Origin of the sequence: Streptomyces sp. KR80, assembly GCF_052245555.1 — a bacterium.
GTDB lineage: Bacteria > Actinomycetota > Actinomycetes > Streptomycetales > Streptomycetaceae > Streptomyces.
In genome coordinates this window covers 346,011-360,850 of record NZ_JBQQCD010000004.1, presented here as the reverse complement: position 1 = coordinate 360,850, position 14,840 = coordinate 346,011, and the positions used below count along the sequence as shown (strand labels likewise).

The following is a 14,840-nucleotide window of genomic DNA, read 5'->3' as shown; positions in this document are numbered from 1 at the left end:
ATGAGCGCCGACCTCTCCAAGACGGCGTACGACCACCTGTGGATGCACTTCACCCGCATGTCGTCGTACGAGAACGCCCCCGTGCCCACCATCGTCCGCGGCGAGGGGACCTACATCTACGACGACAAGGGCAAGAAGTACCTCGACGGGCTCGCGGGTCTGTTCGTGGTGCAGGCCGGGCACGGCCGTCAGGAGCTGGCCGAGGTCGCCGCCAAGCAGGCCCGCGAACTGGCCTTCTTCCCGGTGTGGTCCTACGCCCACCCCAAGGCCGTCGAGCTGGCCGAGCGTCTGGCGCACTACGCCCCGGGTGATCTCAACAAGGTCTTCTTCAGCACGGGCGGCGGAGAGGCCGTCGAAACCGCGTGGAAGCTCGCGAAGCAGTACCACAAGCTGCGCGGCAACCACACCAAGTACAAGGTGATCTCACGGGCCGTCGCCTACCACGGCACTCCGCAGGGCGCCCTGTCCATCACCGGCCTGCCCGCCCTGAAGGCCCCGTTCGAGCCGCTGGTCCCCGGCGCGCACAAGGTGCCGAACACCAACATCTACCGCGCACCGATCCACGGCGACGACCCGGAGGCCTTCGGCCGCTGGGCCGCCGACCAGATCGAGGCCCAGATCCTCTTCGAGGGCCCCGACACCGTCGCCGCGGTCTTCCTGGAGCCGGTGCAGAACGCCGGTGGCTGCTTCCCGCCGCCGCCCGGGTATTTCCAGCGGGTCCGGGAGATCTGCGACCAGTACGACGTGCTGCTCGTGTCCGACGAGGTCATCTGCGCCTTCGGCCGGCTCGGCACGATGTTCGCCTGTGACAAGTTCGGCTACGTGCCGGACGTCATCACCTGTGCCAAGGGCATGACGTCGGGCTACTCCCCGATCGGCGCCGCCGTCATCTCCGACCGCATCGCCGAGCCCTTCTACCAGGGCGACAACACCTTCCTGCACGGCTACACCTTCGGTGGCCACCCGGTCTCCTCCGCGGTGGCACTGGCCAACCTCGACCTGTTCGAGCGCGAGGGCCTCAACCAGCACGTGCTGGACAACGAGTCGGCGTTCCTGCGGACCCTGCAGAAGCTGCACGACCTGCCGATCGTCGGCGACGTCCGCGGCAACGGCTTCTTCTACGGCATCGAGCTGGTCAAGGACAAGGCCACCAAGGAGTCGTTCACGGCCGAGGAGTCGGAGCGCGTGCTCTACGGCTTCGTCTCGAAGAAGCTCTTCGAATACGGCCTGTACTGCCGCGCCGACGACCGTGGCGACCCGGTCATCCAGCTGTCCCCGCCGCTGATCTCCGACCAGTCGACCTTCGACGAGATCGAGCAGATCGTCCGCCAGGTCCTCACCGAAGCCTGGACCAAGATCTGACCCGGTCCCCCGACGCTTCCGACCCTCCCCCGCGGCCCCATCCCTCCGCGGGGGAGGGTCGGAGCCGTATCAGGGGCGGCGGGCCAACTCGGCGGCTCCGAAGGAGACGTTGAACCGGTCGCACCAGATGCTCACGCTCGTATAGATGTCCAGGTTCGCGTCGGCGGGCAGCGCGTAGTTCTGACTGCCCTTGTTGCCCTTGAGCCTGCCCAGGCTGAGGTAGGCGCCGTCGTCGAACACGTCCCACCCGGCCTTGCCCGGCTTCACCGGCGCGTCGGTGATCCAGACCCGCAGGTCCGGGCCGTCGCTGGTGTCGAGGTTCTCCAGGCGCAGGACCCGGGAACCGTCCGGCAGCCGCAGCACCTTCACCGTGCCCGTCGTCGGGTGCTCATGCGTGATGAACTCGCCGACGGCCAGCGTCACGGGGCCGGCCTGCGCATCGGGTTCGCCGGAGTTGCCGGGTCCGCCCGGCTCCGGGGACCGCTCCGCAGGGCCCGACGAGGGTGCGGCCGAGGGCAGCGCCTCATTCACGGTCCGGTCCGTCCACAGCCGCCACGGCTGGAACAGGTACAGGCCCGCCGCGACGGCCACGAGGCCGACCGCCAGCACCCACATCACCAGCGGCTTCCGTACCAGACCCGACGGACGACTCATCCTTGCCTCCCACGCGTTGCCGTGCTCCACCACATTCGATGCGAAGCGGCACCCTTCCGTCACCTGCGGACGGGTTACGGAGTACTTACGGTCGCGGCGCGGCTCGGGAGATCAGCACCATTTCAGGGCGAACCACAGGTCCATCCGGACGTCGGGATCGCTCAGCTCCGTGTCGAGCAGCTCGGCGGTCCGGGCGATCCGCTGGCGGACGGTGTTCCGGTGAATGTCCAGTGCAACGGCTGTGCGGTCCCAACTGCCGTGCAATGACAGCCAGACGCGCAGCGTCTCGACGAGAGCGGGTGAACCGTCCAGCGGGGCGAGCCGCGCCCGGGCCAGGGCACGCGCCTCGTCCGGCGCGACGAGCGAGGCCACGCCCGCGGCGGCGTCGGCCCGATGCCCGACGAGCGGGGCACGCTCGGCCAGCGCGCGGCGCAGCGCACGCGCCGCCTCCACATCGCCGCGCGCCAGGTCCTCGGCCCCCACGGGAGCGCTCGTGCCCAGGGTCCATCCGGGCTGCGCCCGGACGCCTCCGCTCCCCGGCACCAGGGCTCGCAGACCGTCCCCGTCGAGGTCGATCAGCGTCGTGCCAAGACCGGCGGCGAGCTCGGCCGCCCAGAGCGCCTCTCCCGCGCGTGCCCGGCCCTTCCGCCGCCCGTGGACCACCGTCCACCGCGCGTCCGGAGCCTGCCCGACCAGCGGCGCCACGTCCTTCGGCACCGCCCCCAGCATGAGGCGGACCAGAGCGGACGAGCGGCCGGCGTCCGCGCTCCCCTCGCGCCGTCCGGTCAGCAAGGAGAGCAGGACGACGGCGACTCCGACGATCGCGCCGTCGACCGCGTCCCTCTGCGCCGCGCAGACGCCCAGGGCCAGCCGGCCGTCCGACGGCGCCGGGCCCGGCAGCCCGTACACGCTGAGGTGGAGCTCCCCCACGGTGTCCGCCGCCGAGGACGGCCCGGGCCGCAGCCGGGCCGCCAGTGCGGCCAGCGCCGCCGACGCCTCCCGCGCGGGGCGCGTACCGGCCCCGGACAGCTCCGCGCCGTCCGGGCCGAGCAGCACCGCCCACCCGCCCAGATGCTGCGCCAGCTGCCGGAGCACGGCCGGTACGGGATGGGCTCGGGCGGCCGCACTCGCCAGGGCCTGCTGCGCCTCCGTCATCCGGCGCAGCTCGTGATGGCGCCGCTCCGCCGCGGACTGCCACATGGCGCGGGCCACGGCCGTGAACGTGGTCTCCCGAGGCACTTCGACGAGCGGCAACCCGTTCCGGTCGCAGGCCTCAAGCAGCGCCGGGGGCACGGTGTCGTGGACCGGTGCGATACCGAATCCGAGCGCCGCCGCGCCCGCCTCGACCGTGCGCGAGACATAGCGGTCCCAGTAGGCGTCGGCACCTTCCGTACCCGGGCAGTGCACGCCCGCGCTGAGCAGCATCTCCCCGCCCAGCAGATACGGGACCGGGTCCGCCATCTCACTGGTGTGCACGGCGTACACCGGCCGGTCCTCGCGTGGTCCTGCGACCTGGCGGAGGCCCAGGTCCGCCTGGCCCAGCAGGACGGAGAGCGGGACCGGTTGGGTGGGCGGAACGAGCTCGGTCAGCACCGGACCCCCATGGATGATTCGTACGTTGGAGAACCCATCGCTGGAGGAAACGTACACTTCTCGGCCAGGTCGGCGACACCTAGGGTCACACCGCAGCAGCACGAACCCCCATGGCTGAACCCGAAGGACCCATGTCGGACTGAGGAGGCCCCATGGCCGTCGACTACGCAGTGATCGTCGTGTATCTGGCGGGGATGCTCGCCATGGGCTGGTGGGGCATGCGCCGCGCCAAGTCCAAGAGCGAGTTCCTGGTCGCCGGGCGTCGGCTGGGCCCCGGAATGTACTCCGGCACGATGGCGGCGATCGTCCTCGGCGGCGCATCCACGATCGGCGGTGTCGGGCTCGGCTACCAGTACGGGCTCTCCGGCGCCTGGATGGTCTTCACCATCGGCCTCGGCCTGCTGGCACTGAGCATCTTCTTCTCCGCCCGTATCGCCCGGCTGAAGGTGTACACCGTCAGCCAGATGCTGGACCTGCGCTACGGCGGCTCCTCCGGCCTCATCTCGGGCGTCGTCATGTGGGCTTACACCCTCATGCTCGCGGTCACCTCGACCATCGCCTACGCCACCATCTTCGACGTGATCTTCGGTCTCGACCGGCTCCTCGCGATCATCCTCGGCGGCGCGATCGTCGTCTGCTACTCAACCCTCGGCGGCATGTGGTCGATCACGCTCACCGACATGGTGCAGTTCGTGGTGAAGACCGTCGGTGTGCTGCTCCTGCTGCTCCCGATCGCGGTCATCAAGGCGGGCGGCTTCTCCCGGATGGCCGCCGAGCTGCCGGACGACTACTTCTCCCCCATGAGCATCGGCGCGCAGACCGTCTTCACCTATGTGCTGATCTACTCGTTCGGCATGCTCATCGGGCAGGACATCTGGCAGCGGGTGTTCACCGCGCGCAGCGACAGGGTCGCCAAGCTGGGTGGTACGGCGGCGGGCGTGTACTGCCTCGGGTACGCCGTCGCGGGCTCCGTCATCGGCACCGCGGCCAAGGTCCTGTACCCGAAACTGGGCAGCGCCGACGACGCGTTCGCCACCGTCGTCAGGGACGCCCTGCCGATCGGTGTCAAGGGGCTCGTCCTCGCCGCCGCCCTGTCCGCGGTGATGTCCACGTCCTCGGGCGCGCTGATCGCCTGCGCGACGGTCGCGAACAACGACATCTGGTCGCGGCTGCGCGGCAAGGTGCGGTCGTCGGGAGGGGAAGCGGCGCACGACGAGGTGAAGGACAACCGGGCCTTCATCCTGATCATGGGTGTCGCGGTGATCTGCATCGCGATCGCACTGAACAACGTGGTCGAGGCGCTGACCGTGGCCTACAACCTCCTGGTCGGCGGTCTCCTGGTGCCGATCCTCGGCGGACTGCTGTGGAAGCGCGGCACGGCAGCGGGCGCGCTCGCCTCGGTCGGCGTGGGCGGCGTCGCGGTCGTCGCCCTGATGACGTCCCAGGGCATCCTGGCCAACGAGCCCATCTACTACGGACTGTTGGCCTCGCTTGGCGCCTATGTGGCGGTCAGTCTGGCCACCGAGCCCACGGACGCGGCCGTACTCGCCGCCTGGCGCCGCCGCCTGGCGGGTGAGACCCCGGCGGAAGAGCCCACCGGAACCGCCCCGGCCCCAGCGAACATCTGATCCCTGCCCGGGCTTGCCGCCCGCACGACCACCCCAGAAGGGCACACCCCCCATGAGCACAGCGCAGCGCAACGGCGGGGACCTCGTCGTCGAGTCCCTCACCGCGCTCGGCGCGAGGACCGTCTTCGGGCTGCCGGGACAACACGCGCTCGGCACGTTCGACGCGCTGCGCCGCTCCTCGCTCGACTACGTCGGGCTGCGGGTGGAGAACAACGCGGGCTTCGCGGCGGACGCCTACGCGCGCGTGACCGGAGGTGTGGCCCCGCTGCTCGTGTCGACCGGGCCCGGAGCGCTGATGACGCTCGCCGCGCTCCAGGAGTCGGCCGCCGCGTCGGCGCCCGTGCTGGGCATCAGCAGCCAGGTACCGACTGCGGGACTCGGTGGCGGTCGCCACGGCTATCTGCACGAACTCATCGACCAGAAGGCCTCGTTCCGCGATGTCGTGAAGTCCGTGCACACCGTGCGTACGGCCTCGCAGATCCCCAACGCGCTCGCCGCGGGCTGGGCGTCCGCACTGGAGGCGCCGTGCGGTCCGGTGTGGGTGGAGATCCCGCAGGACGTGCTGCTCGCGCCCACGTCCGTACCCCCCGTCGTCTCCCTGAGCACCGAGCCGCGCCCGCTCCCACCCCGTCCCGAGCTGGTGGCAGAAGCCGTACGGCTGCTGGACGGCGCCGCGCGACCGGTGATCCTCGCCGGCGGCGGCGTGGTGCGCGCCGGAGCGCACGCCGAACTCCTCGCGCTCGCCGAGAAGCTGGACGCCCCCGTCGCCACCACCTTCGGCGGCAAGGGCGCCTTCCCCTGGGAGCACCGCCTCTCGCTGCAGTCCTGGCTGGAGGACCGGCACACCACCGACTTCCTCGAAGACGCCGACGTCCTGCTCGTCGTCGGCTCCGGTCTCGGTGAACTCTCCTCGAACTACTACACCTTCCGGCCTCGCGGCCGGGTCGTCCAGATCGAGGCCGACCTCGGCAAGCTGGAGTCCAACCACCCCGCGCTCGGCATCCACGCCGACGCCCGTCTCGCGCTCGCCGAACTCGCGAACCGGGTCGGCCGACGCCCGGAAGGCGACGCCGGCAAGGCCGTCGCCGACCTGCTGACCCGTGTCCGGGACCGCATCACCGCCCAGGACCTGGATCTGGAGCAGCGGGTGCTCGCCGCCGTACGCGACGCGCTGCCCGACGGCGCCCCCAGCTTCTGGGACATGACGATCCTGGCCTACTGGGCCTGGTCCGCGTTCGACCCGCGCGGCGGCGCGCTGCACTCCGCCCAGGGAGCGGGCGGACTCGGCTACGGCTTTCCCGCTGCGCTGGGAGCGGCCACCGCCGCGCGTCGACCCACCGCGGCGGCCCTCCGCACCGGCTCCTCCCCTGGGGGTGCTCCCCAGCCTGTGCTGGCCGTCTCCGGTGACGGCGGCGCCATGTACTCGATCGCCGAGCTGGCCACCGCTCGCCAGTACGACCTGCCCGTCACCTGGCTGATCGTCGACGACGGCGGCTACGGCATCCTCCGCGAGTACATGACCGACACCTTCGGCGAGGCGACCGGCACCGAGCTGGCCCGGCCGGACTTCGTCGCGCTCGCCGAGTCGTTCGGAGTCCCCGCTGTGCGCAGCTCGCCGGAGGGGCTGCGGGAGGACCTCGCTGCGGCCTTCGCGACGCCGGGCCCGTCTGTCGTCGTCCTGCCCGCCCTCCTGCGGATGTTCGCCCCGACGCACCTGGCGGACGACGACGGCTCCGACTGACGGACCGACACGTCGGGCGGATACGAGCCCGTTCGGAGGAACCTGGCCCGACCCGCAGCGTAAACCCGCCTCGCACGCGCCCGAGTCCCTACGGTGCCAGTGACCGTATGGGCTCGCGTTCGTTCATCGGCCAAGGAACGGACTGTCGTAGGTAAGCCGAGGTGTTCGCCATGGAGGCCCCGCCGGACAACGACGTGCTGTGGGCACGGTCATTGCACTACGCACACAGCGGAACTCCCGCCCTCGTCGGCGTCTCCGTCGGCATCCGTGAGGGCGAGATCCTGGCCGTCACCGGGCCGCGCGGCAGCGGCAAGACGACGCTGCTGCGCTGTCTGGCCGGTCAACTGGCTCCGCAGAGCGGCGAGGTGTGGTTCAACAGCGCCCCGGTGCACACGCTGGGCGCGATCGGCCGGGAGAGGCTGCGCAGGGACCGCTTCGGCTGGATCGACACCAAGCCGCAACTGGTGCCCGAGCTGACCGGCTGGGAGAACGCCGCCCTGCCGCTGCTGCTGCGCGGCACCCCGCACCGCGCGGCGCGGACCGCCGCCATGGAGTGGCTGGAGCGGCTCGATGTCGGTGACTGCGCCCGGAAGCGGCCCGCCGGGCTCCTGCAGGCGCAACGGCAGCGCATCGCAATCGCCCGCGCGCTGGCCGCCAAGCCGTCGGTGCTGTTCGCCGACGAGCCGTCCGCGCCACTGCACCGGGCCGACCGCGCCCACGTGCTGCGCACGCTCACCACGGCCGCGCGCTCGCACCGCATCACGGTGGCGCTCGCCACGCACGACGCGGAGATCGCGGCGCTGGCGGACCGTACGATCACGCTGGTCGACGGCCGACGGGTGGGCGGCATCCCCGCTCCCGACGCGGAGGGCAGGGCCGAGTGCTCGCTCTCCGTCTAGCCCGCGGCACCCATCCCCTCGTCCTGCTGCGCCGGTTGATGGTCTCCGCCGCCTCGGCCGGTGTCGGCTTCCTCCTCCTGTCCACGCTCGGCTACGCGCTCGGGCACCCGGAGGAGGCGTCCGGCTCGGCCGTACGGCTCCTGTGGTGCGCGGGCCCGCTGGCTGCGGCCGCACAGCTCGCCGTCGCCGTGGCCCGTACGGACCCGGGGGCGCACCCGCCTCCCGGACTGTCCTCGGCCGGTCTCGGCCCGGTGCGGCTGGCGCTGCTGGCCGCGGTGACGACCGCCGTCTCCTGCACGCTGGGCAGTGTCTTCGCGCTGCTCGGCTTCCTGTACCTGCGCGGTGACCTGGGTCAGGTGCCGTACGGGGGCGGGGCGGCGGACACGCTCGGCGCCGGCCAGCCGCTGCCCTTCGCCGGGGTGCTGACCCTGCTCTTCGTGGCACCCGCCGTGGCGGGTGCCACCGTGGCGATCGCACTGCGGCCACGGAAACCGCGTCCGGGGAGTGCACCCGATCCCGGGCAGCCCGCGGCCGCCAATGAGACGACGAGCGCCCGTACCCGCGCGACGGTCGCGACGGGCCTGCCCTGGGGAGTCGCCCTGACGGCGGCAGGGATCGCGCTGGGGGCGTATGCGGGCCGCGCCACTCCCCCCTCCTCGAAAACCGTGCTGCCGCTGCCCGGCCGCCTGGACTCCATCCCTCCCGGAGTCGTCGGCGGCTGGATGCTCATCGCCACCGGCCTCGTCCTCGCCTGTCCCGGCGTCACCCACCTGTGCGGACGGCTGCTCGCGGCGGGCCGTCCGGGCGCGCTCCGGCTGCTGTCCGGCCGTGCCCTGCAGGAGGAGGCCCATCGGATCGGGCGTCCGCTCGGCGTTCTGTGCGCGATCGCCTCGGGGGCGCTGGCCGCGACCCAGCTGTACGGGACGACGCTGGACGGAGGCGGTGACCGCCCGTTCGGTCCCCTGACGGGGATCGGGGCGGCGCTGGTGATGGCGTGCGCGACGGCGACCGTCCTCACGGCGGCACTGGAGACCAAGGGAGCGCGGAGCGAGACGACGGCGGCGCTGGTGCGCTTCGGCGCCTCCACCACCATGCTTCGCCGTGCGGCGGCGCTGCGCGGCGCCCTGATGGTGGGGGTACTCGCCCCGCTCACCTGGCTCGTGGCGGAGCTCGCCGCGCTGCCCCTCTCCCGCTGACCGCCACCGCTGTCCCGCGCCCCCGGCGTCCCGCGCCTCGAGCCCTGGGCCGTGACGCCTCCCCTCGAGGCGGCCGACCACGCGGGCGGCGCGGCGTAGTTCGCCGCGGTCCGCCGACTGACGACAGTCAGTCGGCAGGCCGCAGGACCACCACGTCCTCCGCCTCGAAGGCGGCGCCCACCCGCTCACCTGGCTCCGGCGCGTCCCGCAGGGCGCAGGCCGCCTCCAGATGCGGCCCGTTGTCCGGCCGGAGCAACAACGCCACGTGATTGCCCCGGAAGCTGCGCGCCGCGACCGTACAGGCCAGGCCCTCCGTCACCGAGGTGAGCCGCACCCCGGCCGGGCGGACGAGCAGGCGGCACGGCCCCTGGGCGGAGCCTTCCGGCACGGGGAGTTCGCCCCAGGGCGTCTGAGCCACCGCGCCGCGCACGGTCGCCTCCACCACGTTGTCGAAGCCGAGGAAGCGGGCGACGAACTCCGACGCCGGCCGCTGCCAGACCTCCAGCGGCGTGCCGGTCTGCTCGATGCGCCCCGCCCGCATCACCACCACCCGGTCGGCCAGGGCGAACGCCTCCCCTTGGTCGTGGGTGACGGCCAGCACCGTCGTCCCCAACCGGCGGAACAGCTCCCGCAACTCGACGACCAGCCGCTCCCGCAGGCTCCGGTCGAGCTGTCCCAGGGGCTCGTCGAGCATCAGCAGCCTCGGCTCGGGCGCGAGCGCACGGGCCAGGGCGACCCTCTGCTGCTCCCCGCCCGACAGCGCGGTGACAGACCGTCGCTGGGCGCCCGGCAGACCCACCACGTCGAGCAGTTCGGCGACCGCGCGCTGCCGCTCGGACCGCGCGACCTTGCGCATCCGCAGCCCGAATTCGACGTTCCCGCCGACGTCCCGCTGCGGGAAGAGCTGGTGGTCCTGGAACATCAGGCCCACCCCGCGCCGGTGCGCCGGTACCCCGGACTGGTCGCGGCCCGCCAGCAGCACCCGCCCGGAATCCGCCTGCTGCAGGCCGGCGACGACCCTCAGCAGGGTGGACTTGCCGCTGCCGCTGGGCCCCAGCACACACACCGTCTCGTGCTCGGCGACCTCCAGGTCCACGGCGTCCAGCGCTGTACGCTCCCCGAAGCGCACGGACACCGCGTCCAGCCGAAGCAGGGTCATCGGGAGAACACTCCCCCGAAGGCGTCGGTGCGGACCCGCTCCAGCGCCAGCAGCGCCCCGGCGCAGAGCAGCATGAGAACGGTGCTCAACGCCATCGCCTGCCCGTAGTTGAGCTCTCCCGCGCGCCCCAGGAACCGCGCGACGGCCACCGGCAGCGTCGGGTTGTCCGGCCGCGCGATGAACACCGTCGCGCCGAACTCGCCGATCGAGACGGCGAACGCGAAGCCCGCCGCCACCAGCAGCGCGCGCCGTACCAGCGGCAGGTCCACCTCGCGCCAGGCCCGTAGTGGCGAGGCACCGAGCACCGCCGCCGCCTCGCGCAGCCGCTCGTCCACCGCGCGCAGCACCGGCAACATGGTCCGTACGACGAACGGCACACCGACCAGTGCCTGAGCCAGGGGCACCAGGAACCAGGACGAGCGAAGATCCAGCGGCGGCTCGTCCAGGGTGATCAGGAAGCCGAAGCCGACGGTCACGGCGGAGACGCCGAGCGGCAGCATGAGCAGGGCGTCGAAGCCCCGGAGGACCCGGCCCGCCCGGCGGGTCAGCGCGGCGGCCGCGAGTCCGCCCACCACGAGGGCGATCGCCGTCGCCACCACGGCGTACCGGAGCGAGTTCCAGACGGCCTCCAGCGGAGCCACGACGAAGGTCCCGCCGCTGTCGGCCGCTGACTGCAGCGCACGGTAGAAGGCGAACCCGTATCCGTCGGGGCCGGCGAGGGAACGCTCCACCAGGACGCCCAGGGGCAGGAGAATCAGCAGCGCGACGACGGCCAGCGCACTCCACAGCAGCGCCCACTGGGCCGGACCCTGGGGGCGCCGCGCCGTCCGCGAGGCATCGACCAGCTTCAGCGCCGTCTCACGGCGGCGTACGGTCCAGGCGTGCAGCGCCAGGATCGCGAGGACCGCGGTGAACTGCACCAGCGTGAGAACGGCGGCGGTCGGCAGATCCAGCAACTGGGCGGTCTGCCGGTAGATCTCGACCTCCAGCGTGGCAAAGCGCGGCCCGCCGAGGATCTGGACGACACCGAAGGACGTGAAGGTGAAGAGGAAGACCATCAGCGCGGCCGCGGCCACGGAAGGCGCGAGCGCGGTCAGCGTCACCCGCCGCCAGGCCTGGAGACGGCTCGCACCGAGCACCCGCGCCGCCTCCTCCTGGCCCGGATCGAGCTGGGCCCACAGCCCCCCGACCGTACGGACCACGACCGCGTAGTTGAAGAAGACGTGCGCGAGCAGGATCGCCCATACCGTGGTGTCCAGCCGGACGCCCAGCAGCTCGTCCAGCATGCCGCCGCGGCCCAGCAACGCCAGGAAGGCGGAGCCGACGACGACGGTGGGCAGCACGAACGGCACGACCACAACGGCCCGCAGCAGCTCCTTGCCGGGGAAGTCGAACCGGGCGAAGACGTAACACCCGGGCAGCGCGATCAAGAGGGTGAAGCCGGTCGAGGCGGCCGCCTGCCACAGCGTGAACCACAGCACGTGCAGCACCTCCGGGTCGGACAGCACCTCGCCGACCCGGCCCAGCTGCCAGTGACCGCCCGCCCGGAGGCCCCGGCCGACGATGGCCGAGACCGGATAGGCGAAGAGGACGGCGAAGAACGCGATGGGCACGGCCATCAAGCCGACGCGCACCGCGACCTTCGAGCCCGGGCGGCGTGCACCGGGCCGCCCGGACGTCTGGGCGGGCCCTACTTCAGGACCAGCGAGGACCACTGCTCAACCCACTGGTCACGGTTCTCGGCGATCTTCTCCGGCGCCAGGGCGGCCGGGGCGTCGATCTTCTCGCCGTAGCGGGTGAACACGTCGGGCACCTTCGCGTCCTGCCGGACGGGGTTGACGAGCATCTGCAGCGGCACGTCCTCCTGGAAGGTCCTGCTCAGCAGGAAGTCGAGCAGCGCCTTGCCGCCCCGCTCGTTCTCGGCTCCGTCCAGCAGCCCGGCGAACTCGACCTGCCGGAAGCAGGTGCCGGTCGCGACGCCGGTGGGGGCCTGTTCGGGCAGCGACTTCATCTCGAGCACCCCGGCGGGCGGGCTCGACGCATAGGAGACCACCAGCGGCTTGTCGCCCTTGCCTGCGCCGGAGAAGCGGTCGAAGTACGCCTGCTCCCAGCCGTCCACGACCTCCACACCGTTGGCCTTCAGCTTCTTCCAGTAGTCCAGCCAGCGGTCGTCCCCGTACTCGGCCGCCGTGCCGAGCAGGAAGCCGAGGCCCGGCGAGGAGGTGGCCGCGTTCTGGGTGACGAGGAGATTCCGGTACGCGGGCTTGATCAGGTCGGCGAAGGTCTGCGGCGGCGCGAGCTTCTTGTCGGTGAAGTACTTCCGGTCGTAGTTGACGCAGATGTCGCCGAAGTCGACCGGGGTGACCCGGTGTTCGTCCTCGTCGAGCCGGAGCGCGGCCGGAACCCGGTCGAGGCCCTTCGCCTCGTACGGGGTGAACAGGTCCTTGTCCAGCGCGCGCGAGAGCAGCGTGTTGTCCACGCCGAAGAAGACATCGCCGCGCGGATTGCCCTTCGACAGAATCTCCTGGTTGAGAGCGGCTCCGGCGTCTCCGCCGCGCAGCACCTCGACCGTGTAGCCGGTCTGCTCGGTGAACTCCTTCAGGACCGCCTTCGAGGCCTTGAAGGAGTCATGGCTGACGAGCGTGACGGTCTTGGTCTTCGCGCCGCTCTCCTCGGAGTCCCCTGCTCCGCCGCCGCAGGCGACGAGGGTCGAGGCGCCGAGTACGCCGACGAGCGCGGTGACGACGGCATGCCGAAGGTCGATGTTCATGAGTGAGCTGACTCCCTACGCCGGTATGACCCGGATCAGGTCCAAAGGGTCTGCGGCCGTGCCGCACTCTCAGCGCTCTGCGCGCTCCCCTGTCGGATGGTTCATTTGTGCGAAAGCACAGTATCAGCGCTCGGTGGCGGCGAGCTGCCCGCAGGCTCCGTCGATCTCCTGGCCCCGGGTGTCCCGTACGGTGACGGGCACGCCATGGGCCTCCAACGCGGCCACGAACGCCTTCTCGTCCTCAGGGCGCGATGCCGTCCACTTCGACCCGGGGGTGGGGTTGAGCGGGATGAGATTGACGTGCACCCGGTGTCCCTTGAGGAGCCGGCCGAGCAGATCGGCTCGCCATGCCTGGTCGTTGATGTCCTTGATCAGCGCGTACTCGATGGAGATTCGGCGGCCGGACTTCTCCGCGTACTCCCACGCCGCGTCCAGCACCTCCCGGACCTTCCATCGCGTGTTGACGGGGACGAGCGTGTTGCGCAGTTCGTCGTCCGGGGCGTGGAGGGAGACCGCGAGACGGCACTTGAAGCCCTCGTCGGCGAACCGCCGCATCGCCGGCACCAGACCGACGGTCGAGACGGTGATACCTCGCTGGGAGATACCCAGGCCATCCGGCTCGGTGTCGGTGAGCCTGCGGATGGCGGCGGCGACCCGGTTGTAGTTGGCGAGCGGCTCGCCCATGCCCATGAAGACGATGTTGGACAGCCGCGTCCGCCCACCCGAAACGTCGGTGCCGTCTGAGGACGCCGCGGTCCCCGGGCCCCCGAAGACCCCGTCGCGCAAGTCCCGCATGGCGGCGACGATCTGGTGCACGATCTCGGCCGTCGACAGATTGCGGTCGAGGCCCGCCTGTCCGGTGGCGCAGAACGGACAGTTCATGCCACAGCCCGCCTGCGAGGAGATGCACATGGTGACCCGGTCCGGGTAGCGCATCAGCACGGACTCGACGAGCGTGCCGTCGAAGAGCCGCCACAGGGTCTTGCGGGTGCTGTCGTTGTCACACGAGACGTGCCGCACCACGGACATCAGGTCGGGCAGCAGCCCGGCCGCGAGCTTCTCGCGCGCCGCCGCGGGGATGTCGGTCCACGACGCGGGGTCGTCTGCGTACCGGGCGAAGTAGTGCCGTGACACCTGATTGGCGCGGAAGGGCTTCTCGCCGAGTGCGGCGACGGCCTCACGGCGCTCAGCGGGCGTGAGGTCGGCAAGGTGCCGCGGCGGCTTCTTGGCTCCGCGCGGCGCGACAAACGTCAGTTCTCCAGGTGCAGGCATAACTTCACCAGTGTCGCAGATCGACTAGCACGCCCCAGGCCAGAACGGTGGGACGACTGTCACCCCCGGTGGTCCTCTGTCACCGTTGGCCAACCTCGCACGGCCCAGAGACGGCCCAGCACTCGTCCGCGGCAGTGGCACTACTCGTAGACAGTCGCTGCGCTCAGGGCTCGGGCGAAGAACGCCCAGTCCCCGTTGACGGGAAGGTCCTGGCCCACGTTCTGGTACCAGCCGGCCGCATCGTCGACCCATGCCGCGAGGCCCTCCAGGAAGCTGCCGAGGTCAGCGTTTTCCCATGAGCCGTCGTGATCGACGTAGCTGCGGTGCAGAGACCGCACAAACGACGCAAGCGCTTCTCGGCTATCCACTTGCTCAGGAGACGGCTTCATGACGGGGACCCTACTGGCCTCGCGATTGTAAGCCTCGGGATCATCGGGGGCCCGTCTCCGCTGGTCACTACACCTGTTGCTGTTCACGGCCGCGGATCGGTCACTCCGACCGCCTTGCGCCGCCATTGACCGTGATTGACCGACCCATCTGGCACACGTCTGGCACGAGCGGCCACC

At 71.4% G+C, this 14,840-nt stretch carries 12 protein-coding genes and 1 riboswitch; of the genes, 5 read left to right on the top strand and 7 right to left on the bottom strand.

Annotated elements, in window-relative coordinates; all coding sequences use genetic code 11:
* Positions 1 to 1,362, top strand: coding sequence for an aspartate aminotransferase family protein (locus ACTWQI_RS09155; RefSeq protein ID WP_443269236.1), 1,362 nt, complete (start codon positions 1 to 3; stop codon positions 1,360 to 1,362).
* A gap of 69 nt (positions 1,363 to 1,431) precedes the next feature.
* Here ACTWQI_RS09155 and ACTWQI_RS09150 read toward each other — a convergent pair whose 3' ends face one another.
* Positions 1,432 to 2,016 carry a DM13 domain-containing protein gene (locus ACTWQI_RS09150; RefSeq protein ID WP_443269234.1) on the bottom strand — a complete coding sequence of 195 codons (585 nt, stop codon included), beginning with the start codon at positions 2,014 to 2,016 and terminating at the stop codon, positions 1,432 to 1,434.
* A 111-nt stretch (positions 2,017 to 2,127) separates the two neighbouring features.
* A complete protein-coding gene (locus tag ACTWQI_RS09145; protein WP_443269345.1) occupies positions 2,128 to 3,606 on the bottom strand; it encodes a PucR family transcriptional regulator in 1,479 nt (492 codons plus the stop codon).
* A 155-nt stretch (positions 3,607 to 3,761) separates the two neighbouring features.
* Here ACTWQI_RS09145 and ACTWQI_RS09140 point away from each other — a divergent pair, with 155 nt between their 5' ends.
* The 4 genes from ACTWQI_RS09140 to ACTWQI_RS09125 all read left to right on the top strand — a co-directional run bounded on the left by ACTWQI_RS09140 (position 3,762) and on the right by ACTWQI_RS09125 (position 9,073).
* Positions 3,762 to 5,237, top strand: a complete 1,476-nt coding sequence (locus tag ACTWQI_RS09140) for a sodium:solute symporter (protein ID WP_443269232.1) — start codon at positions 3,762 to 3,764, stop codon at positions 5,235 to 5,237.
* A 52-nt stretch (positions 5,238 to 5,289) separates the two neighbouring features.
* Positions 5,290 to 6,978 carry a thiamine pyrophosphate-binding protein gene (locus ACTWQI_RS09135; protein WP_443269230.1) on the top strand — a complete coding sequence of 563 codons (1,689 nt, stop codon included), beginning with the start codon at positions 5,290 to 5,292 and terminating at the stop codon, positions 6,976 to 6,978.
* 170 nt (positions 6,979 to 7,148) lie between these two features.
* A complete protein-coding gene (locus ACTWQI_RS09130; protein ID WP_443269228.1) occupies positions 7,149 to 7,877 on the top strand; it encodes an ABC transporter ATP-binding protein in 729 nt (242 codons plus the stop codon).
* Positions 7,859 to 9,073 (top strand): hypothetical protein, encoded by a 1,215-nt coding sequence (locus ACTWQI_RS09125; protein WP_443269226.1) that lies wholly within the window; start codon positions 7,859 to 7,861, stop codon positions 9,071 to 9,073. The genes ACTWQI_RS09130 and ACTWQI_RS09125 overlap by 19 nt, the downstream gene beginning before the upstream one ends.
* 127 nt (positions 9,074 to 9,200) lie before the next feature.
* Here the strand turns inward: ACTWQI_RS09125 and ACTWQI_RS09120 are convergent, their stop codons facing one another.
* The 5 genes from ACTWQI_RS09120 to ACTWQI_RS09100 form a co-directional block, all read right to left on the bottom strand.
* Positions 9,201 to 10,232 (bottom strand): ABC transporter ATP-binding protein, encoded by a 1,032-nt coding sequence (locus tag ACTWQI_RS09120; protein WP_443269224.1) that lies wholly within the window; start codon positions 10,230 to 10,232, stop codon positions 9,201 to 9,203.
* Positions 10,229 to 11,866 carry an ABC transporter permease gene (locus ACTWQI_RS09115; RefSeq protein WP_443269222.1) on the bottom strand — a complete coding sequence of 546 codons (1,638 nt, stop codon included), beginning with the start codon at positions 11,864 to 11,866 and terminating at the stop codon, positions 10,229 to 10,231. The genes ACTWQI_RS09120 and ACTWQI_RS09115 overlap by 4 nt, the downstream gene beginning before the upstream one ends.
* 56 nt (positions 11,867 to 11,922) lie before the next feature.
* Positions 11,923 to 13,002 carry a thiamine ABC transporter substrate-binding protein gene (locus ACTWQI_RS09110; RefSeq protein ID WP_443269220.1) on the bottom strand — a complete coding sequence of 360 codons (1,080 nt, stop codon included), beginning with the start codon at positions 13,000 to 13,002 and terminating at the stop codon, positions 11,923 to 11,925.
* A riboswitch (TPP riboswitch) is annotated at positions 12,998 to 13,103 on the bottom strand. Its footprint overlaps the gene before it by 5 nt.
* Positions 13,104 to 13,125: 22 nt before the next feature.
* Entirely contained in the window at positions 13,126 to 14,274 is a 1,149-nt protein-coding gene (gene rlmN / locus ACTWQI_RS09105; RefSeq protein WP_443269218.1) for a 23S rRNA (adenine(2503)-C(2))-methyltransferase RlmN, read from the bottom strand.
* A gap of 140 nt (positions 14,275 to 14,414) precedes the next feature.
* The gene (locus ACTWQI_RS09100) at positions 14,415 to 14,663 is read right to left on the bottom strand and encodes a DUF7660 family protein (RefSeq protein ID WP_443269217.1); all 249 of its coding nucleotides are present in this window, start codon (positions 14,661 to 14,663) and stop codon (positions 14,415 to 14,417) included.
* Between the last annotated feature and the right edge of the window lie 177 nt (positions 14,664 to 14,840).

What these genes read in the sequence shown, in the direction of transcription:
- ACTWQI_RS09155 (WP_443269236.1), top strand. Translation starts at nt 1, where the DNA reads ATGAGCGCCGACCTCTCCAAGACGGCGTACGACCACCTGTGGATGCAC.
- ACTWQI_RS09150 (WP_443269234.1), bottom strand. Translation starts at nt 2,016, where the DNA reads ATGAGTCGTCCGTCGGGTCTGGTACGGAAGCCGCTGGTGATGTGGGTG.
- ACTWQI_RS09140 (WP_443269232.1), top strand. Translation starts at nt 3,762, where the DNA reads ATGGCCGTCGACTACGCAGTGATCGTCGTGTATCTGGCGGGGATGCTC.
- ACTWQI_RS09135 (WP_443269230.1), top strand. Translation starts at nt 5,290, where the DNA reads ATGAGCACAGCGCAGCGCAACGGCGGGGACCTCGTCGTCGAGTCCCTC.
- ACTWQI_RS09130 (WP_443269228.1), top strand. Translation starts at nt 7,149, where the DNA reads ATGGAGGCCCCGCCGGACAACGACGTGCTGTGGGCACGGTCATTGCAC.
- ACTWQI_RS09120 (WP_443269224.1), bottom strand. Translation starts at nt 10,232, where the DNA reads ATGACCCTGCTTCGGCTGGACGCGGTGTCCGTGCGCTTCGGGGAGCGT.
- ACTWQI_RS09110 (WP_443269220.1), bottom strand. Translation starts at nt 13,002, where the DNA reads ATGAACATCGACCTTCGGCATGCCGTCGTCACCGCGCTCGTCGGCGTA.
- rlmN (WP_443269218.1), bottom strand. Translation starts at nt 14,274, where the DNA reads ATGCCTGCACCTGGAGAACTGACGTTTGTCGCGCCGCGCGGAGCCAAG.
- ACTWQI_RS09100 (WP_443269217.1), bottom strand. Translation starts at nt 14,663, where the DNA reads ATGAAGCCGTCTCCTGAGCAAGTGGATAGCCGAGAAGCGCTTGCGTCG.